Source organism: Limosilactobacillus portuensis (assembly GCF_028607025.1).
Taxonomy (GTDB): Bacteria; Bacillota; Bacilli; order Lactobacillales; family Lactobacillaceae; genus Limosilactobacillus; species Limosilactobacillus portuensis.
Genome location: NZ_CP117296.1, coordinates 1,433,278 through 1,452,195 on the forward strand (window position 1 = coordinate 1,433,278; position 18,918 = coordinate 1,452,195).

The following is an 18,918-nucleotide window of genomic DNA, read 5'->3' on the forward strand; positions in this document are numbered from 1 at the left end:
AGTGGTTAGTGATAGAAAGTATTTTTTATCGCAGCCACTTTTTTTATTCGCTATTTTTAATGAATAATAGAAAGTGAGAAAAAACATGGCACTGTCTGATATTGATTTAACACAAGTTAAGTACTATGACCTTAATAATGAAGTTAATATTCCCAAGGATGGCAAGATCCAATTAGACAAGGATCAAGCTGCCCTCAAAGACTTTATTGAGAATAATGTAAAGCCTAATACCAAGCAATTTGCTTCGGTAACCGCTCGCTATAAGTGGTTAGAAGACAATGACTATATTGAAGACGGTTTTATGGACAAGTATAGTGATGCTTTTATTGAAAAGTTATACGACTACTTGAAGCAACAAGATTTTCATTTTCATTCATTTATGGCCGCTTACAAGTTCTATGCTCAATATGCCTTGCGAACTAACGACAAGGAATATTATCTCGAGAACTATATCGACCGGGTTGCAATGAACGCCCTTTACCTAGCAAACGGGGATGAAGATTTAGCAATGATCTTGGCTGATGAAATTATTCACCAGCGCTACCAGCCAGCTACCCCAACCTTCTTAAACGTTGGTCGGAAACGGCGGGGAGAGTTCGTTTCATGCTTTGCCATTCAGCCAACAGATAACATGAACACAATTGGTCGGACAATCAATTCCGCACTCCAGCTTTCTAAGATTGGTGGCGGTGTGGGAATTAATTTAAGCAACCTCCGTGAAGCTGGGGCCCCAATCAAGAAAATCGAACATGCTGCTAGCGGGGTTGTCCCGGTAATGAAATTGTTAGAAGATAGTTTTTCCTATTCTAACCAGCTGGGACAGCGTCAAGGTGCCGGAGTTGTTTACCTTAGCGTCTTCCACCCGGATATTATTGAATTCCTAGGTGCCAAGAAGGAAAATGCTGACGAAAAAATTCGGCTAAAGACTCTCTCACTTGGAATCACCGTTCCTGATAAGTTCTATGAATTGGTTGAAAAAGACGAAGATATGTACCTTTTTAGCCCTTACGATGTAGAACGGGTATACGGTAAGCCATTCTCCTACGTTGATATTACTGAAGAATACGATAATATGGTTGCTAACGATGAGATCCACAAAAAGAAAGTGAATGCCCGTGACCTCGAAGATGAAATCAGTAAGCTTCAACAAGAATCTGGCTATCCTTACATTATCAACATTGACACCGTTAACCGTGACAATCCAATTGACGGTAAAATCGTGATGAGTAACCTCTGTTCTGAAATCGCTCAGGTTCAGACCCCATCTGTTGTTGCCGATGATCAAAGTTACGAAACGCTTGGTACTGATATTAGCTGCAATTTAGGTTCTACTAATATTGCTAACATGATGAATACCCCAGATTTTGGTCGTTCAATTCGCGCAATCGTTCGTGGTCTAACTCGGATCAGTGACGTTGAAAGCCTCGATGTGGTTCCTTCAATCAAAAAGGGGAACGAGCTTAGCCACTCAATTGGGCTTGGAGCAATGGGCCTTCATGGCTACTTAGCAAAGAATCATATTCAATACGGAAGCCCAGTTGCTGTTGAATTCACCAGTGTTTACTTCATGTTGCTTAATTACTGGTCATTAGTTGCATCAAATGAAATTGCAAAGGAACGCCACGAAACGTTCCATAATTTTGAAAAGAGCAAGTACGCTGATGGTTCATACTTTGACAAATACGTAAGTAAGGATTGGGGTCCTAAGTCTGACCTTGTTAAGAAGCTTTTTGCAAACATCCATATTCCAACAATTGACGACTGGAAGAAGCTAAAGGATGACGTTATGGCTGATGGATTATACAATGAATACCGGTTAGCGGTTGCGCCAAATGGTTCCACTTCATACATTAACGATTCAACTGCAAGCTTGACACCAATTATTAATCGGATTGAAGAACGTCAAGAGAAGATGATTGGGAAGATTTACTATCCTGCTCCATACCTTTCCAATGACACAATGCCATATTACCGTTCTGCATATGATATGGATATGCGGACAGTAATTGATACTTATGCAGCTGCTCAACAGCACGTTGATCAATCTCTATCGCTCACCCTCTTCGTTCGTTCAACCATACCAGAGGGTCTCTATGAATGGAAAAATGGTCGAACAAATAAAATGACCACTCGTGATCTCAACATTCTGCGGCACTATGCTTACAAGAAAGGGATCAAGTCAATTTACTACATCCGAACATTTACCGACGACAATGATGAAATTGGTGCAAACCAATGTGAAAGCTGTGTTATCTAAGCGGGATTAAATTGATTTTCAGATCGATGCTTGCTAAACTTAAAAATATATGAATTTTAAAAATTCACGTCTTAAAATGGTGATTGTGAATAAGGAGCCTAATAAATGAAGCTTGAAGAATATAAACCTTTGACAGAATACAAAGCGATTAATTGGAATGAAGTTTCCGATATGATCGACAAAGCAACTTGGGAGAAACTGACAGAACAGTTCTGGCTCGATACGCGAATTCCTGTTTCAAATGACTTAGATGATTGGCGAGAGCTTGATACCGATCATCAGTGGACTGTTGGTCACGTTTTCGGGGGATTAACCCTTCTGGATACTGTTCAATCTGAAGCTGGTTTAACTGCCTTAAAGCAAGACGTTAAGACACAGCACGAAACAGCAGTTTTAAATAATATCCAATTCATGGAATCTGTTCACGCTAAGAGTTACTCAACAATTTTCTCAACATTAAATACCCCTGAAGAGATTAACGAAATTTTTGACTGGTCAGATTCTGAAGAGTTCTTGCAAAACAAGGCGGTTCAAATTGCTAATATTTACCGTAATCCAGAAGAAGATCCATTAAAGAAGAAGGTTGCCAACGTTTTCCTTGAAACTTTCCTCTTCTATTCTGGTTTTTATACCCCACTTTATTATCTAGGACATAACAAGTTGAACAACGTTGCCGAAATTATTAAGTTAATTTTACGGGACGAGTCAGTTCACGGAACTTACATTGGTTACAAGTTCCAAGTGGGAATGCATGACCGGACAGAAAAGCAACAACAAGATATGAAGGATTGGATGTATAACTTCCTTTACGAATTATATGATAACGAAGAAAAGTACACCCACTTGCTTTATGATCAGGTTGGCTGGACCGAAGACGTCTTAACCTTTATTCGTTACAATGCCAATAAGGCCCTGATGAACCTCGGACAAGACCCACTCTTCCCCGATACCGCTTCAGATGTTAATCCAGTTGTTATGAACGGGATTTCCACATCAACTGCAAATCATGACTTCTTTAGTCAAGTAGGTAATGGCTACCGTTTAGGGGCTGTTGAAGCGATGAACGATGACGATTACAACGTTGCTGATCCAAACGCTTCAAAAGATAAGAACGATAAAGAGTAAAATTAAATATCCTAATAAAAACTGCAAGATAATCACTATTTGAGATTATCTTGCAGTTTTTGTTTAGCCTGTTCAGCTAAGAACATAGCTATCAAATATGCACTAAATATTTTTATTATAAGATTGTGAACTACATTTCAATCAATAATAAATAAAAGATCCTTCATTAGTGGACTAGTCCAAAAATAATACCAATATTTTTATTGTTTTCTCAGTCATTGAAGTAATAATATTGGAAACGCTAACACGACTTTTTACCATTGTTCATTCAATCACATAGCTATTTACTTTTTCAAAAAATATAGTATATTTATTTATGTTCAATGATTAACAAAAACTATAAAAACTAAAGGAGCTTATTCTCATGGCTAAAGATAAGAAAAATCTTGAAACTACAACAACTGTTGATAAAGAACAAGAAGCTCAAACTATGATTAATGACTTGGTAGAGCGTAGTCAAAAGGCTTTTGACAAATTACGTTACTACAGCCAAGAACAAGTTGATAAGATCTGTCAAGCAATGGCATTGGCAGCAGAAGAACACCACATGGATTTAGCCGTGGACGCTGCAAACGAAACTGGTCGTGGTGTTGCTGAAGATAAAGCAATTAAGAACATCTATGCTAGTGAATACATCTGGAACAACATTCGTCATGATAAGACTGTCGGTATTATCAAAGATGATGATGAAGACCAAACAATTACAATTGCTGATCCACTGGGAATTATCGCTGGTGTTGTCCCAGTTACTAACCCAACTTCAACTACAATTTTCAAATCCATTATTTCTGCTAAGACACGGAACACAATTATTTTCTCCTTCCACCCTCAAGCTTTAAAGTCATCAATTAAGACTGCAAAGATTCTTCAGGAAGCTGCAGAAAAAGCCGGTGCTCCTAAGGACATGATTCAATGGATTCCACAATGTAGTCTCGAAGCTACCAATGCATTACTTCGTCACCCTAACATTGCTACTATTTTGGCAACTGGTGGTCCTGCATTAGTTAAGGCTGCTTACAGTTCAGGTAATCCTGCATTAGGTGTTGGTCCTGGTAACGGTCCTGCCTACATTGAAAAGACTGCTAACATTGCTCGTTCTGTTTACGACATTGTTTTATCCAAGACCTTTGATAACGGTATGATTTGTGCTACTGAAAACTCAGTAGTTGTTGATGACGAAATTTATGACCAAGTAAAAGAAGAATTCAAGAAGTGGAATTGTTACTTCGTTAAGCCAAATGAGTTAGATACCTTCACCGAAGGATTTATTGACACTAAACGGCACCAAGTACGTGGCCCAATTGCCGGTCGTTCTGCTAACGCAATTGCTGAAATGTGTGGTTTGAAAGACGTTCCTGAACACACTAAGGTAATTATTGCTGAATACGAAGGTGTCGGTGACGATTATCCACTTTCAGCTGAAAAGCTTTCTCCAGTTCTGACCATGTACCGGGCAACTTCTCACGAAAACGCCTTTGATATTTGTCGTCAATTACTTCACTACGGTGGTGAAGGACACACTGCTGCTATCCATACACTTGATGATGATTTAGCTACTAAGTACGGCCTTGAAATGCGTGCTTCTCGGATCATCGTTAACTCACCATCTGGTATCGGTGGTATTGGTAACATCTACAACAACATGACCCCATCCCTTACTCTTGGTACTGGTTCATACGGTGGTAACTCAGTATCACACAACGTTACTGACTGGGATCTGTTAAACATTAAGGTTATTGCTAAGCGTCGTGAAAACCGTCAATGGGTTAAGATTCCCCCAAAAGTATACTTTCAACGCAACTCACTAAAAGAATTGCGCGACATTCCTAACATCGACCGTGCTTTTATCGTTACCGGTCCGGGAATGAGCAAGCGTGGTTACGTTCAACGAGTAATTGATGAATTACGTCTTCGTCAAAACGAAACTGCTTTCTTAGTTTTCGATGATGTTGAAGAAGATCCATCAACTAACACCGTTGAAAAGGGTGTTGCCATGATGAACGACTTTAAGCCGGACACCATCATTGCCCTTGGTGGTGGTTCACCAATGGACGCTGCCAAAGCAATGTGGATGTTCTACGAGCACCCAGAAACTTCATGGTACGGTGTTATGCAAAAGTACCTTGATATTCGTAAGCGTGCTTACCAAATCAAGAAGCCAACTAAGTCACAATTAATTGGGATTCCAACTACTTCAGGAACTGGTTCAGAAGTTACCCCGTTTGCCGTAATTACTGATTCAAAGACCCACGTTAAGTACCCACTTGCTGACTACGCATTAACTCCAAACATTGCGATTGTCGATTCACAATTCGTTGAAACTGTTCCTCCCAAGACCACTGCTTACACGGGCTTGGACGTCCTTTGTCACGCTACTGAATCATATGTTTCAGTAATGGCAACTGATTATACTCGTGGTTGGTCACTTCAAACTATCAAAGGAGTTATGGAATACCTTCCTAATTCTGTAAAGGGTGACAAGCTTGCTCGGCGAAAGATGCACGACTTCTCAACCATGGCTGGGATGGCATTCGGTCAAGTATTCCTTGGAATTAACCACTCTCTTGCCCACAAGATGGGTGGAGCATTTGGCCTTCCTCACGGTTTATTGATTGCAATCGCCCTTCCACAAGTTATCCGGTTCAACGCTAAGCGACCACAAAAGCTTGCTCTCTGGCCTCACTACGAGACTTACCACGCAACTAAGGATTATGCTGACATTGCTCGTTTCATCGGTCTTCAAGGAAACTCTGATGAAGAATTAGCTGAAGCATACGCCAAGAAAGTAATTGAACTTGCTCACAAGTGTGGTGTTAAGTTAAGCCTTAAAGACAATGGTGTTAGCCGGGAAGACTTTGACAAAGTTGTTGATAAGCTTGCCGTTCTTGCCTACGAAGATCAATGTACAACTACTAACCCAGTTGAACCACTCGTTAGCCAGCTTAAGGAACTCCTTGAACGTTGCTACGAAGGTACTGGTGTAGAAAACGACTAATCAACTGATTAAATTCAAAAAGAAGATCGAGTTTTCTCGGTCTTCTTTTTTGCTACTTAAATTCCTTACTTTAATACCAGTTCCGCTTTACAAAATTTTCTCATATTGTCCCAATCAATTTCGTAGCCTAGCCCGGGGCGATGAGAAACATTGACGTAAGTTCCATCTAGCTCAACTACTGGTTTGATAATATCTTGATTATAATAACGAGTTGAGGCAGCAATATCATTAGGAAGTGTATATCCTTGAAGAGTAGCAATCGCAACATTTTCCGCCCTTGCCACTCCAGAATCTAACATTCCGCCACACCAACATTGAATACCATGCTTACTTGCATATTCCTGAATTTGTTTTGCTGCTCCTAGTCCACCAACCCGAGCAACTTTAATATTAATAATACGACCACTACCTAATTGAATCATTTTCTTAGTATCAGCCAAAGAAAGGATACTTTCATCCAGACAAATTGCTGTCTTTAATTTGGATTGAAGTTGTGCATGATCAACTAAATCGCCCGGCTCCAACGGCTGTTCAATCATGAGTAACCCTAATTCATCAAGCCGTTGTAACATTGGTAGATCTTTTAAGCGGTATGCCGAATTGGCATCAGCCATGAGCATTGCTTCTGGGAACTCGTTTCGGACAGCTTTAATGAACTGATAATCGGCTCCCGGTTTTATTTTCATTTTTATTCGCCGATAGCCATCATTGAGATAGCCACGAACTGTTTCAACTAATTTCTCCGGTGAGGATTGAACACCAATACTAACCCCAACTTCAACTTTCTGTTTGTCTCCGCCTAATGCTTTTGCTAACGGCAGCTGAAGCCGTTTAGCATATAAATCCCAAAGTGCGCAATTTACACATGCCTTACTCATATTATTTCGCCGAATATGACTAAATAGTTGATAAATATCATCTGGATGATTAATGTCATGGCCAACAACTTTGGGCAATAATTGTTCTTTTAATAGGTCCCATGCTCCTGAGCGAAATTCTTCATTATAAAATGGAACATCAAAAGCTGAACACTCTGAATATCCACAATTGCCATCCTGATCCGTCAATTCTAAGATAATCGTGCGCTTATACTTAATTACCCCGAAGCTAACCTCAAAAGCATTCCTTAAGGGTAAATCAATTTTAAATAATCGTGCTTTTTCAATTTTCATCTCATCACTTTCTCCTACTAATTTGCCTTTTTACCATGGATAGTTAATGAAGCAACAAATGCCAGTAATGCAAAGAACGTTAATACCAAGAAGGCTGCAGTATAGCTATGAGTAACTTGGATAACAAGGCCAATTAAAATTGGTGCTAAGAAGCCCGCAAGTTGTCCACCAAAATTAACTACCCCAATTGATGCCCCGTAATTTGTTTTTGCAACCAATTGTGCCACAAACGCATAGGAGGCAGCGAAACCAATTGATTTAGTAAAGTAGGCCAATACTTCAAAGGTAATTACTCCGGTCAAGCTTAGCGAATGGAACATTCCATACATGAATACCATAGTCACTAACGCTGAAAGAGAAATTAACCATTTCTCATGACCGGTAAAGAACTTAACCATGATGAATCCGGCAATAAATGATCCAATCCCTGCCGTAATGGAAGGAAGGGGAACTAACCAAGCAATTCCTTTTAGATTAATGTGGCGTGCTTGAAGAAGATAAGTAGGCATCCAAGTATCTAATCCCTTTGTAATCACGCTAAAGCCAAACACAACTACCGAAAAGCTTAATACTCGCCAGTCAAACTTTCCTTTAACCTTTTGATCTCCTGTATCATAATCTGGAATTTCGCGATTTAATGGTCGTTCGAAGAAGTAATAGAACGCCAAATAAACAAGGCCTAACGCTCCAACAACATGAAACGCGCCACGCCAACTTAACAGAGCAATCAAGGGAGCCACAATAAACGGTGCTAGTGCGTTTCCAATATAATTAGATGAAATAGCAACCGCGGATGCTTGACCACGTTTATTTTCTGGAAATGCCAAGCGAACCTGTTTCATTGCTGCTGACGGATATGAGCCTTCACCAATTCCAAACAGAACCCTAATAATAATCAGCGAAGTAAATGACCAGGCAAATCCTGTCATCACAGTAAATACTGACCAGGCCAAAAGCGAAAGCACCGTCATCCATTTAGTGCCAAAGCGGTCAACCAGCCAACCACCTGGAACCTGCATTAACGAATAACTAAAGAAAAACGCAGAGCCGACTACTCCTAATTGAGCCGGAGTCAACGTAAAGCTTTTTCCAACATAAGCAAGCGCAATATTCATTGCGGAACGATCAATAAAGCAAACAATAAATCCCAAGAAAACCAATACTAGTGTTCGATATGACTTTGGCCTTTCATTCTGGCCCATTAACTGTTGTGATTCATCCATAAGGTAACCTTCTTTCCATTATTTAGAATTTAAATTTCGACAGAGGTAAGTAATAATTTTTATTCCATCAAGAAAAGCATCAATTGTTATATTCTCATTTGGTGCATGGTTATGCTGATCATAATTTGCCAATGGAATAGTAAATGGCGGAATCCCGACAATATCTTTCCAAATATAATTGGGAACACTGCCAGGCATTACCGGCTCAATCAGTGCTTTACCGGTGGCTTCTGTAATTGTCGAAACCAGCCGAGGGATTAATGGGTTGCTGGCTGCAATTTTTACAGGATCAAGCTTAACCAAGTACTTAATTTGGATTTGTTCTTCATTTAATTCCGCTTTAAGCGTGTTGTTAATTAATTTAATTACCTCATCACATGTCTGATTAGCAACCAAGCGGCAGTCAATAATTGCAGTTGCTTTACCAGGAATAATTGTTTTTACCCCGTTACCCTCATAGCCACTACTCAAACCATTAATTGTCATTGATGGTTGAAACATTAGCCGATAATAATAATCAAATTTATCCTTATAAATTGGTGCTGGAATATTGTACGGACTTGGCAGAGCATTTAGCCACTCTCGTTCTTGACTGCTTGGCTCAGCCACTTCTTTATAAAATTCCTTAATTCTACATTGACCAGTTAGTGGGTTAATTAACTTATTTAAAACCCGCATAAGCTCAACAGCCGCATTCTTACTAACATTTCCAAAATTCCCTGAATGCAGGTCGTTTCCGTTAGTCCTTACTCCTAATCTAAACGATAAGACACCCTGATTCCCTAATCGTAAAACATGGTCTCCTGATTGGCTCATTGATCCATCCATTACAAAAACTGCTGAAAGGTTATTTAAGTATGGATCTTTCAAAGTACGAACTGTTTGAAGAAGGTGCGGACTCCCAATCTCCTCTTCACCCTCAATGAGAATTTTGGCTGTAAAAGGTAACTCCCCATATAATTGCTGATAAACATAAAAGCCACATATTTGTGCCATTAATTGGCCCTTATTATCGCCAGTACCGCGACCATACAAACGGCCGTCACGCTGAGTTAATTTGAATGGCTTTACTTTCCATTCAGCCAATTTTCCTGGCAACTGAACATCATAATGCCCATAAAACAAGTATTCATTATCCTTCCCTGGAGAAAGGGTTGCGATAATAATTGGATTACCAGCCGTTTCAATAATCTCAACTTTCGCATGAATGAATTGTTCTAAAAGTTCTTTCAAGAATTTAATCGTTGCTTGGATTCCTTCTCCTGTTTGACTAAGGCTTTTTTGACTTACAAAGTTAGCTAATAGATTAATAAACTGCTGCTGATTTTTCCTAACATAGTCATCAATCGTCATTTCATCACCTCCAAAATTATAATATAATTAGAATATTCTCATTTATTTTTAAAATCCAATATTACTTTTTATGTAGTTAATAACAAAATTGCTATGAAAGAGGTAACAAAGATGAACTTAACGCAATTAAAATACTTTACCGAAGTCGTCAAAACAATGAATATGACAAAGGCAGCAACTAAATTACATGTTGCTCAACCATCTATTAGTCGCAGTATTCGGGAATTAGAGAACGAATTAGGCGTTTCGCTATTTATTCGTCAAGGGAAAAAGTTAATCTTAACCGCTCAAGGTAATTATTTCTTTACGGTAGTTAATCGTTTATTCAATCAACTACGGTTAGCAAAGGAAAATGTAAAGGCAATTCACTCACTTAACAATAAAAAGATTACTATTAAGATGTGTGAAACTACTCCCTTACTGGTTTCATTTCTCAAAATCATTCATCACAAATATCCCCAAATTAATCTTCAATTTATCCAAAGTAAGATCGACAACGATCCTCGTCATTATGATTTTCAGCTTGTGCCTCTACCGGTTCCTGAGCAACATAACGAATTGTTACTATCCGAAGAAGTCTTTTTGGCAACGAGTAAGGAAATTTCACAGTCAACATTTCAATTGGAAAAAATTAACCAACTACCCCTAATTGAAATGAACGAGTCACCATTTGCCGACTTTATCCAACGCTTTCTTTCTGCACAAAGAATAGATCCTCAAGTTGTCTTGCGAACAGGCGATCGTAATCTCATGATTAATTTAGTAGCTCAGGGCTATGCTTCATGCTTTGTTCCTGAGTTATCCTGGAACTGTACAACTAACCTTGAAAAGATTTCATTACATAGAATTGGGAAGAATGGCTTTCATAGAAGGATTTATCTCTCCTATCCTTATGGGCCAAGGACAAGTATCCAAGAGCAAGTTGCAACGCTCCTTCTTAATTACTGTCATTCCTTAAAAAAGGCATAGTTAAGCCCTCCTTTGCGTTCGCAGAGCAATTCATAATGAATGAGGAACTCACCTCAAGTGATCGTTTGAATAAAATAAATACAAAAAGTCCTTAGTACTAAGAATTTCCTAATACTAAGGACCATTTTTACTTATTCCACTGCTTTAATGTTAATTACCGAATTATCACCGTCATTTGCCTCCAAGCGAAGAAGGTTCGTTGCTGATTCATTTTGCTGAAGGTCTTCAGCCCCATGGTCAACCCCATCGAGTTTATTATCCCCATCATCAGTATGGAGAATAAAACCATCAGCATGCGAAGCAATTACTTTATTGTCTCCGTCATCAGTTTTCACCGTATAGTGCCCCTTAAAGATGACTCTGTTACTGGTGAAATCACCGTCACCAAGAGTTGTCTTTCCTTCAGTTACAGTGAGATTGTTATAAACAACGTCACCATCAGCAACGTTAACATCCATGTTCTCCAAATCAACATTCGTAATACTCAAATCGCCATCAGCAACATCAAGTTTCCCGGCTAATTTAGTTCCCTTAGGTACTGTAATAATAATGGTATCGTCACCATTATTGTAGGAAAAGAATGTCCCATAAGCCTCACCTTGATGAATGGTTGCAGACTGATTAGTTACCGTAACCTTAGGAAGTCGTGCATTACTTCCCTGGTAACTAATTGAGAATTTTGAACCTGTCTTGATTAAAACGTTAGCACTTGAGCTAGTAAGATTAACTCTATTAAATTTAGCCGTGCTTAATTTTTTAGTAACTTGTTTCTCAATTACTGGGGTAGCTCCCTTAAAACTAACATTTTTCATTCCGTGGCCAGCAAAGCCAACTACCATTAAAACAATCCCAATAACTAGTATCCCTAGACCAATCTTAAATGTTTTTTTCATGCTTCTCAGCCTTCCTTTGAAGTAATTTTTGGTAAATATACTTAGCTAAATTAGCAATTGCCTGTGCTAACCAGCGAATAATCCAATATCCTACAGGGATACATAAGAGTAAAACACCAATCATTGTTACCCCAATTCCGGCATAGAGGATCCCCGTCATTGGAGCAGCAACAAGAACTCCAATTCCTGAATAGATCATTAACCCACTACCAAAAATCAAGCCAACTAGGGATCCTAATATTCCCACACTGACCCCAAAGACAGCTGCCAGAGCACAAATAAGAACGATTAACGCTCCCAGACTCAACACAAACGTAATTGGTGATGTAATAATTGCAATAACTACTAACCAAAAGACCCGCCAGTTGGAACGGGGTGATGCTGTATGACTATTCTTAATTTCCTCATTATTAGCCTTAATTGAGTAATCAGCTAAAATCTTGTGACTTAGTTGTCGTGGATTTCCCAGTTCCTTAATAATTTGCTGGTAATTATCATAACCAGCATCCTCAATATATTCATTATAAAAATCTAACGCGTCCGTTCTTTCTTCAGCAGTTAATGGCGCTAAAAAGCTTTTCAATTCTGAAATATACTTTTGGCGAGCATCCATTATTTTTCTCCACCCTTCTGATAAAAAATCTGATCCAAGTTTTGCTTATACCCTTCCCATATTCGTAAGATTTCCTGTAATCTTTGTTCACCAATTTCTGTTATGTGGTAATAACGTCGGTTTCTCCCTTGAAATGGCTTATCATAAGTTGTCAAATCGCCATTCTTTTTTAAACGGCGAAGGACCGGATACATTGTCGACTCTGAAACATCAATCACATTTTTCACCTTTTGCGTTAATGCATAGCCGTAATAATCGTCTTGTTTCAGAATCGCTAAAACCAGTCCATCAAGGAGTTCAGCTGTTATTTGAATTTTCATTTATTCTTCCTCCTTAATACATCCAATATTATATAAGATATAATATTGGCTGTAAATATAATAATGAATATTTTTAAATTTGATTAAATTCATCACTGATTATCAGATGCACGATAATCTTGTTTGATAAAATATAACTTACCTAATAAGTAGTTAATAAGAAGGAGGCCCATATGATAAAAGAATTTAAGGACTTTATTGCGCGCGGAAATGTTGTCGATATGGCAGTCGGTATTATTGTCGGTGCTGCGTTTACATCGATCGTAAAATCATTAGTAGATAACCTTATTAATCCATTACTCGGTATCTTTATCGGTAAGATTGATCTCTCAAACCTTACCTGGACAGTTGGTGAAGCTCAATTTAAGTATGGGAGCTTTCTCAATGCAGTCATTAATTTTCTGATCATCTCCTTTGTGGTTTTCCTGATGGTTAAAGCAATTAATCGTTTTCGCATAAAGAAAGATGAAGCGCCTGCCAAACCAAGCGAGGAAGTTCAGTACCTAAAAGAAATCACTGAACTATTAAAGAAGAAAGAGCGAAACTAAACTAAATCCTGCCAGTGAAATTATAACTTTCATCGGCAGGATTTATTATTTTTATTATTTACTTATCATTGGATTTACAGCTATTTTCCTGTTAATATAACTTAAAGGGGGTAGTAATAAGTGAGGTGATTATTGGCAGGACTTCTGAAGATCTACCTATATCGTTAACTGCAAAGGAATCCGTACTACCCACGTTGACTTACTAATTAAATATCAGCAATTATTTTCTAAGGTTAGCTCTTATTAAATAAAGGCATTTAATTAGTATTCACCTATTCCCTTCACTAACCGGTATTGGCTAAAATTTTGTTCTTGTTTAACATGTAACTGCTAGTCTTGTTTCATTCGCATGAATTGTAAAGGAGAGATGCATTATGTTTAACACAATTTTTTGGATTTTAGCTATTTGGTTCGTTGTTAACGTTATTTGGATGTGGTTCCAACTCGACAACCAAACCCTTCAAAAGACATTTGCTTGGATTAATGTCTGTGCTGTCTTCATTGGATTCTGGGTTTACTATGGAGTAACCCACGATGCCAGCATGCTAAATGGCTGGTTCGTTGCCTTGAATTGGATCAACATCGTTCTTGCCACTATTCAATTCTACTTTGGCTACCGGATTGTTACTACTCACCACACTCACCCGGCAAACTAGTTTAATTGATGGCACGGCGACTAGCTGATTTGTTCACTAAAAAGGACGTAACGAGGAAATTTTTCCTGGTTGCGTCCCTTTTCTTGAGCTTAAATAAGTAGTAATCACTACTTTTGTGCCCGAGCCATCGCTTCTTCATAATCTTTAGTTCCAACAAAGACTTCATGGGTGTAAGGGTTGATTCCCATACTAGTAGCCCGTTTCCAAATAATGGCAAAGACCACAACGTTAATTGCAAGCGATAGGATCGCAATTACCCCCATCATTGTCGGATCAGCAGCTCCTGGATGAACTGCCGGATTCATTACGCCGTTCTTGTACAGAACAGGTAAAACTGAAAATCTTCCACTATCCTGAAATTCTGGAATGACTTGAGCAAACATACACCAGATTGCTAGCGTATTTGCCCGGTTTTGAATCCAGCCACCCTTGTTCCAAATTGCGGCCGCAAACGTTGGTGCAAGCAAAAGAGCAACACCACAGTACCATGAATGGGTCGGAAGATTACTATAAGTATACTCAAAGTTCCAAACGTCATATGCCAGAATAAATAGCCAAATCATGTCAGGCCACAGCATGTCGTCCTCGTTCTTTGAGGAATAAATTCCCCACCAACCAGTCATACAAAAAACATTAATAATCCCGGCAATACCATTAAGGACGTTCCACCAGCCACCGTAAAGCCAAACACCCTCAGAAGAAAGCCACCACTGACTTCCGGTAGTTTGTAACGCGTTCATTCCCCGAATAGCTGATTCAAAGTCGCTTCCCACAGCGATAAAAATATTAATTGCAACAATTACAAACGGGAAGCACTTAAACCAGTATGCTTTTCCTAATTTACCCCAATGATACTTAAGGATCATAAAACCAATACAGCCAAATGTCGCAGCGTATAACTTCGCATAGTGAAACCAGCTATTCATATGGACATAGGTCTGGTTATGTAATGCCCATGCCTGTCCTTGAGCAGCACCTATATAAATTGCTGTGAAGTAAATCGTCAATGCAATCGGTAAGACAACGAAGAAAAACAGGCCCCCAGCTCTACTACGCCGTGCTATTTCATTTGTGATAATCAAACAAGCAAATACTAATACCCAACCGAATAATTGCCAACCTGATTGGCTACCATAAATTTGAAATAACATACTATCTCCTCCCTATAGTGTATGTTAGCGGTTACATAGAACCTACTTTTATTTTATAAAAGGATAATAGAGATAGCAAACTCATTTTGGGATATTTGTCTTATAAGGCGACATTTTTAAACAAAAAGAGAGGCTGAACATAATTGTTCAACCTCTCTTTTTGTTTATTTGAAGTTAGACTACTTAAGGGTAACAATAGCACCAGCGGCTTCAAGCTTTTCCTTGATGTCGTTAGCTTCGTCTTCCTTAACGTCTTCCTTGATTGCTGAAGGAGCACCGTCAACAAGGTCCTTAGCATCCTTAAGGCCAACACCAGTGATGTCCTTAACAGCCTTGATAACCTTAACCTTAGCAGCACCTGGTTCAGTCAATTCAACAGTGAAGCTGTCCTTAGCGGCAGCAGCGCCACCAGCAGCACCTGCAGCTGCAACTGGAGCAGCAGCAGAAACGTCGAATTCTTCTTCGATAGCCTTAACAAGATCGTTAAGGTCAGAAATTGATGCTTCCTTTAATGAAGCAATGATAGCATCCTTATCAAAAGCCATGATTATATTCCTCCAATATTTAGGTAATTAATTTTGATTTGATAATATATGGTAATACGACAATTATGCGGCTTCGTCTTCCTTGTCGGCAACGGCCTTGACTGCACGAGCAATCTTCCGCATTGGGTCTTGCAATGCAGATGCAAGCATTGACAACAGATCTTCACGACTAGGCATAGTAGCGTATTCGTTAATTTCATCGAGAGTCTTAACTTTCTTTTCGATGAAACCACCCTTGATTTCAAGAGCGTCGTGGTCATCGGCAAAGTTCTTCAAGATCTTTGCTGGAGCAATTGGGTCTTCGTCAGAGAAGGCAACAGCAGTTGGGCCAACAAAAGTGCTCTTAAGATCTTCGTAGTCAGTACCTTCAACGGCACGGTCAAGAATCTTGTTCTTGATAACTGACATCTTAACACCGGCGTCACGAAGTTGCTTACGTAAATCAGTAACTTCAGCAACAGTTAAACCACGGTAGTCAACAACGATAGCTGATTCGGCATTGTTAAGTAATTCAACAGTTTGCTTAACAACTTCAGCCTTTTTAGCAATAGCTGCTTCACTCATGAATTTTCACCTCCTGCAATGTAGTTTGACCGGATTTATAAAAAAATCCCTATGACCGCAGACATAGAGAAGGAACTTAATTTCTTCCTCGGCAGGCTATATCATTAAGGCTTTCGCCACCTGAGTCTTAGGCAGAGTCATATTTAATCAACTGTTGTAGTATAACATTTCCCTTAATCCTTGTAAAGAACTATTTGGCTTTATTCATTAGGAACCGGAAATTATTCCCAAACGCGCCAGATTAGTTTTGTTGTACAATTAACTTACTAACTTACTTCAAGGAGTGCTAGATGCATGAAAGACTATGGCTTATTACTTGTTAACCTCGGTTCACCTGCTGAACCAACAACACCTGCTGTTAAGGAATATCTTCGTCAGTTTCTCGGGGATCGCAACGTTGTGGAAATGCCACCGGCACTTTGGAAGCCACTTTTAAATGGCATTATCTTACCAACGCGATCATGGCGTTCCGCAACATTTTACCGTGATTGCTGGTTAAAAAATGGTTCGCCATTAATTGTTAATACTAAAAAGCTAACGGCAAAAGTTCAACAAATGCTTCCTGAGTGGTCGGTTAAAATGGCAATGACTTACGGCAAGCCCAGTATCAGTGATACTCTCCAGCAAATGAAACAGGAATGTAAACACATTATTGTTCTTTCTCTCTTTCCCCATTTCACTAAGAGTACAACCCAGTCCATTATTGAGCAGGTCCAAGCTGTTGATCCAACTTTACCAATCATCGATCGTTTCGCTGACGATCCACGGTACCTCACTGTTCTTAGTCAGCACATTCAAGAAGCTTGGGACAACGGGAATTACGACATGTTGATTATTTCTTATCATGGTATTCCCGTTTCAATGGTTAAACACGGCGATCCATATCAGGATGAAACTGAACGAACTACAATTGAACTAAAAAAGCGGCTTATTATTCCCGAAAACCAAATTGAAATGGCTTACCAATCTAAATTCGGCCCAATGCCCTGGCTAAAACCTTATTTAAAAAACCGCCTGCTCCAATTAGTTCAACTTGGTAAGCGGAATATCTTAATCGTTGCTCCATCATTTGTTACCGACTGCTTAGAGACGATCGAAGAAAATTCAGTCCAAAACTATCAAACATTCCGTGAAAGTGGCGGCAATACCCTTGATGTTGTCTCATCCCTCAACGATGACTCCCACTTTGCTGAGTTTATCGCTGACCTCGCTAAGGAGCGACTAAGTTAATGAAGAAGAAAAGTTTAGATGAAATCAACGGAAGCGTCAACGTCCCTACCGTCTACGAATCAGCATTTTGGCAAAAATTTCTTGCGTATAGTGGCCCAGGCGCGCTTGTTGCCGTTGGTTATATGGATCCAGGTAATTGGCTAACTTCACTAGCTGGTGGTGGACAGTATGGCTACACGTTATTAAGTGTCCTCTTCGTGTCAATCATCGTTGCCATGATCATGCAGTCGCTCTCAATTCGCCTCGGTGTTGTTACGAGGACTGATTTAGCTCAAGCAATCGCTCAACGGGCCCCTAAATCGGTGCGGATTAGTTTATGGTTACTAAATGAACTTGCCATGATGGCAACAGACTTAACCGGAGTAGTTGGAACTTCGATTGCCCTCTACCTCCTTTTCCGTCTTCCGTTAATTGTCGGTGTCTTCATAACCGTTGCGGACGTCCTGATTGTTCTTGTTTTTTTGCGGTTTGGTATTCGCCGTGTTGAATTCATTGTTCTGACAACAATTCTTATCGTTGGCACGATTTTTACGATTGAAGTTTGCCGGGCACACCCGAATTGGCTTGCAATTCTCAACGGTATTATTCCACAATCAAAAATTATCACTAACCATTCAGAATTACTTATGAGCCTCGGCATCATCGGAGCAACAATTATGCCCCATAACATTTACCTTCATTCGGCCTTAGCACAAAGTCGGCGTTACGATGAACATGACCCGGCACAAGTTACTGAGACACTTAAATTTGCTAACTGGGATTCAGTTATCCACCTGATTGCTGCCCTAATTGTTAATGCACTCCTTCTCATTCTTGGCGGAACCCTCTTCTTCCACACTGCAACATTAAACAGTTTGGCAGACGTCTTCTATGGACTGAAAAATCCCCATATTGTTGGTCCACTATCTAGTCCCGTTATGAGTTGGCTATTTGGCTTTGCTCTCCTTATTACGGGGCTGATCTCGTCAATCACCAGCACTTTAGCTGGTCAAATCGTTATGGAGGGGTACATCAACATCCGTCTCCCGTTATGGAAACGCCGCTTGCTTACCCGTTTTGTAACCCTAATCCCGATCGTTATCATCGGTTGTCTAATCCGCTTTAACGAGCAGCAATTTGAGCAATTAATCATCTATGCCCAAATAGTTCTCAGCATTGCACTCCCTTTTACCCTGTTCCCACTTGTTGCCATCACGAGTGATCAAAAGTTAATGGGAAACCATGCTAGTCCTACTTGGCAAACAATTATTGAATATGCCCTTGTCCTCCTATTAACTGGCTTAAATATCACAGCATTGTTCTAA

At 39.5% G+C, this 18,918-nt stretch carries 17 protein-coding genes and 1 other annotated feature; of the genes, 8 read left to right on the plus strand and 9 right to left on the minus strand.

Annotation, left to right across the window (positions count from 1 at the left end):
• The first annotated feature begins 85 nt into the window (after positions 1–85).
• The 3 genes from nrdE (at position 86) to adhE (ending at position 6,377) form a co-directional block, all read left to right on the plus strand.
• Complete coding sequence (gene nrdE, locus PRK60_RS07320) at positions 86–2,257, plus strand: class 1b ribonucleoside-diphosphate reductase subunit alpha (RefSeq protein WP_273645878.1); 2,172 nt, start codon at positions 86–88, stop codon at positions 2,255–2,257.
• A 105-nt stretch (positions 2,258–2,362) separates the two neighbouring features.
• Positions 2,363–3,382: a class 1b ribonucleoside-diphosphate reductase subunit beta gene (gene nrdF, locus PRK60_RS07325; protein ID WP_102168633.1), complete on the plus strand. Its 1,020-nt coding sequence runs from the start codon at positions 2,363–2,365 to the stop codon at positions 3,380–3,382.
• A 364-nt stretch (positions 3,383–3,746) separates the two neighbouring features.
• Complete coding sequence (gene adhE / locus PRK60_RS07330) at positions 3,747–6,377, plus strand: bifunctional acetaldehyde-CoA/alcohol dehydrogenase (RefSeq protein ID WP_273645879.1); 2,631 nt, start codon at positions 3,747–3,749, stop codon at positions 6,375–6,377.
• A gap of 65 nt (positions 6,378–6,442) precedes the next feature.
• Here the strand turns inward: adhE and menC are convergent, their stop codons facing one another.
• Genes menC through PRK60_RS07345 form a run of 3 tightly spaced genes read right to left on the minus strand, consistent with a single transcriptional unit; the run spans position 6,443 to position 10,125 of the window.
• A complete protein-coding gene (gene menC / locus PRK60_RS07335; RefSeq protein ID WP_102168631.1) occupies positions 6,443–7,549 on the minus strand; it encodes an o-succinylbenzoate synthase in 1,107 nt (368 codons plus the stop codon).
• Positions 7,550–7,566: 17 nt separating this feature from the next.
• Positions 7,567–8,772 (minus strand): MFS transporter, encoded by a 1,206-nt coding sequence (locus tag PRK60_RS07340; RefSeq protein ID WP_102168630.1) that lies wholly within the window; start codon positions 8,770–8,772, stop codon positions 7,567–7,569.
• An 18-nt stretch (positions 8,773–8,790) separates the two neighbouring features.
• Entirely contained in the window at positions 8,791–10,125 is a 1,335-nt protein-coding gene (locus PRK60_RS07345) for a M20/M25/M40 family metallo-hydrolase (protein WP_273645880.1), read from the minus strand.
• Positions 10,126–10,236: 111 nt separating this feature from the next.
• Here PRK60_RS07345 and PRK60_RS07350 point away from each other — a divergent pair, with 111 nt between their 5' ends.
• Complete coding sequence (locus tag PRK60_RS07350; protein ID WP_273645881.1) at positions 10,237–11,094, plus strand: LysR family transcriptional regulator; 858 nt, start codon at positions 10,237–10,239, stop codon at positions 11,092–11,094.
• A gap of 131 nt (positions 11,095–11,225) precedes the next feature.
• Here the strand turns inward: PRK60_RS07350 and PRK60_RS07355 are convergent, their stop codons facing one another.
• From PRK60_RS07355 to PRK60_RS07365, 3 genes are read right to left on the minus strand one after another with little or no spacing between them, the layout of a single operon-like run.
• Positions 11,226–11,987: a DUF4097 family beta strand repeat-containing protein gene (locus tag PRK60_RS07355; RefSeq protein ID WP_273645882.1), complete on the minus strand. Its 762-nt coding sequence runs from the start codon at positions 11,985–11,987 to the stop codon at positions 11,226–11,228.
• Positions 11,971–12,600: a DUF1700 domain-containing protein gene (locus PRK60_RS07360; protein WP_273645883.1), complete on the minus strand. Its 630-nt coding sequence runs from the start codon at positions 12,598–12,600 to the stop codon at positions 11,971–11,973. The genes PRK60_RS07355 and PRK60_RS07360 overlap by 17 nt, the downstream gene beginning before the upstream one ends.
• Positions 12,600–12,920, minus strand: coding sequence for a PadR family transcriptional regulator (locus PRK60_RS07365; protein ID WP_102168625.1), 321 nt, complete (start codon positions 12,918–12,920; stop codon positions 12,600–12,602). The genes PRK60_RS07360 and PRK60_RS07365 overlap by 1 nt, the downstream gene beginning before the upstream one ends.
• A 173-nt stretch (positions 12,921–13,093) precedes the next feature.
• On the opposite strand from PRK60_RS07365, the gene mscL reads away from it, so the two are divergent.
• Together mscL and PRK60_RS07375 are read left to right on the plus strand one after the other, a co-directional pair.
• The gene (gene mscL, locus PRK60_RS07370) at positions 13,094–13,468 is read left to right on the plus strand and encodes a large-conductance mechanosensitive channel protein MscL (protein ID WP_102168624.1); all 375 of its coding nucleotides are present in this window, start codon (positions 13,094–13,096) and stop codon (positions 13,466–13,468) included.
• A gap of 374 nt (positions 13,469–13,842) precedes the next feature.
• Positions 13,843–14,124, plus strand: a complete 282-nt coding sequence (locus tag PRK60_RS07375; RefSeq protein WP_273645884.1) for a hypothetical protein — start codon at positions 13,843–13,845, stop codon at positions 14,122–14,124.
• A gap of 107 nt (positions 14,125–14,231) precedes the next feature.
• Here PRK60_RS07375 and PRK60_RS07380 read toward each other — a convergent pair whose 3' ends face one another.
• The 3 genes from PRK60_RS07380 to rplJ form a co-directional block, all read right to left on the minus strand.
• Positions 14,232–15,275: a DUF5692 family protein gene (locus PRK60_RS07380; protein ID WP_273645885.1), complete on the minus strand. Its 1,044-nt coding sequence runs from the start codon at positions 15,273–15,275 to the stop codon at positions 14,232–14,234.
• Positions 15,276–15,454: 179 nt separating this feature from the next.
• A complete protein-coding gene (gene rplL, locus PRK60_RS07385) occupies positions 15,455–15,820 on the minus strand; it encodes a 50S ribosomal protein L7/L12 (protein WP_102168621.1) in 366 nt (121 codons plus the stop codon).
• Between the two features lie 63 nt (positions 15,821–15,883).
• On the minus strand, positions 15,884–16,384 hold the full coding sequence (gene rplJ, locus PRK60_RS07390) for a 50S ribosomal protein L10 (protein WP_102168620.1): 501 nt from the start codon (positions 16,382–16,384) through the stop codon (positions 15,884–15,886).
• A 31-nt stretch (positions 16,385–16,415) separates the two neighbouring features.
• Positions 16,416–16,534: a sequence feature (ribosomal protein L10 leader region), on the minus strand.
• 144 nt (positions 16,535–16,678) lie between these two features.
• Between rplJ and hemH the strand changes: the two genes are divergently transcribed.
• Positions 16,679–17,614: a ferrochelatase gene (gene hemH, locus PRK60_RS07395; RefSeq protein ID WP_102168619.1), complete on the plus strand. Its 936-nt coding sequence runs from the start codon at positions 16,679–16,681 to the stop codon at positions 17,612–17,614.
• Positions 17,614–18,918 (plus strand): Nramp family divalent metal transporter, encoded by a 1,305-nt coding sequence (locus PRK60_RS07400; RefSeq protein WP_273645886.1) that lies wholly within the window; start codon positions 17,614–17,616, stop codon positions 18,916–18,918. Before hemH ends, PRK60_RS07400 begins: the two co-directional genes overlap by 1 nt.

Bases quoted from the DNA above. Each gene is read 5' to 3' on its own strand.
- nrdE (WP_273645878.1), top strand. From the start codon at position 86: ATGGCACTGTCTGATATTGATTTAACACAAGTTAAGTACTATGACCTT.
- nrdF (WP_102168633.1), top strand. From the start codon at position 2,363: ATGAAGCTTGAAGAATATAAACCTTTGACAGAATACAAAGCGATTAAT.
- adhE (WP_273645879.1), top strand. From the start codon at position 3,747: ATGGCTAAAGATAAGAAAAATCTTGAAACTACAACAACTGTTGATAAA.
- menC (WP_102168631.1), bottom strand. From the start codon at position 7,549: ATGAAAATTGAAAAAGCACGATTATTTAAAATTGATTTACCCTTAAGG.
- PRK60_RS07340 (WP_102168630.1), bottom strand. From the start codon at position 8,772: ATGGATGAATCACAACAGTTAATGGGCCAGAATGAAAGGCCAAAGTCA.
- PRK60_RS07345 (WP_273645880.1), bottom strand. From the start codon at position 10,125: ATGACGATTGATGACTATGTTAGGAAAAATCAGCAGCAGTTTATTAAT.
- PRK60_RS07350 (WP_273645881.1), top strand. From the start codon at position 10,237: ATGAACTTAACGCAATTAAAATACTTTACCGAAGTCGTCAAAACAATG.
- PRK60_RS07355 (WP_273645882.1), bottom strand. From the start codon at position 11,987: ATGAAAAAAACATTTAAGATTGGTCTAGGGATACTAGTTATTGGGATT.
- PRK60_RS07360 (WP_273645883.1), bottom strand. From the start codon at position 12,600: ATGGATGCTCGCCAAAAGTATATTTCAGAATTGAAAAGCTTTTTAGCG.
- PRK60_RS07365 (WP_102168625.1), bottom strand. From the start codon at position 12,920: ATGAAAATTCAAATAACAGCTGAACTCCTTGATGGACTGGTTTTAGCG.
- mscL (WP_102168624.1), top strand. From the start codon at position 13,094: ATGATAAAAGAATTTAAGGACTTTATTGCGCGCGGAAATGTTGTCGAT.
- PRK60_RS07375 (WP_273645884.1), top strand. From the start codon at position 13,843: ATGTTTAACACAATTTTTTGGATTTTAGCTATTTGGTTCGTTGTTAAC.
- PRK60_RS07380 (WP_273645885.1), bottom strand. From the start codon at position 15,275: ATGTTATTTCAAATTTATGGTAGCCAATCAGGTTGGCAATTATTCGGT.
- rplL (WP_102168621.1), bottom strand. From the start codon at position 15,820: ATGGCTTTTGATAAGGATGCTATCATTGCTTCATTAAAGGAAGCATCA.
- rplJ (WP_102168620.1), bottom strand. From the start codon at position 16,384: ATGAGTGAAGCAGCTATTGCTAAAAAGGCTGAAGTTGTTAAGCAAACT.
- hemH (WP_102168619.1), top strand. From the start codon at position 16,679: ATGAAAGACTATGGCTTATTACTTGTTAACCTCGGTTCACCTGCTGAA.
- PRK60_RS07400 (WP_273645886.1), top strand. From the start codon at position 17,614: ATGAAGAAGAAAAGTTTAGATGAAATCAACGGAAGCGTCAACGTCCCT.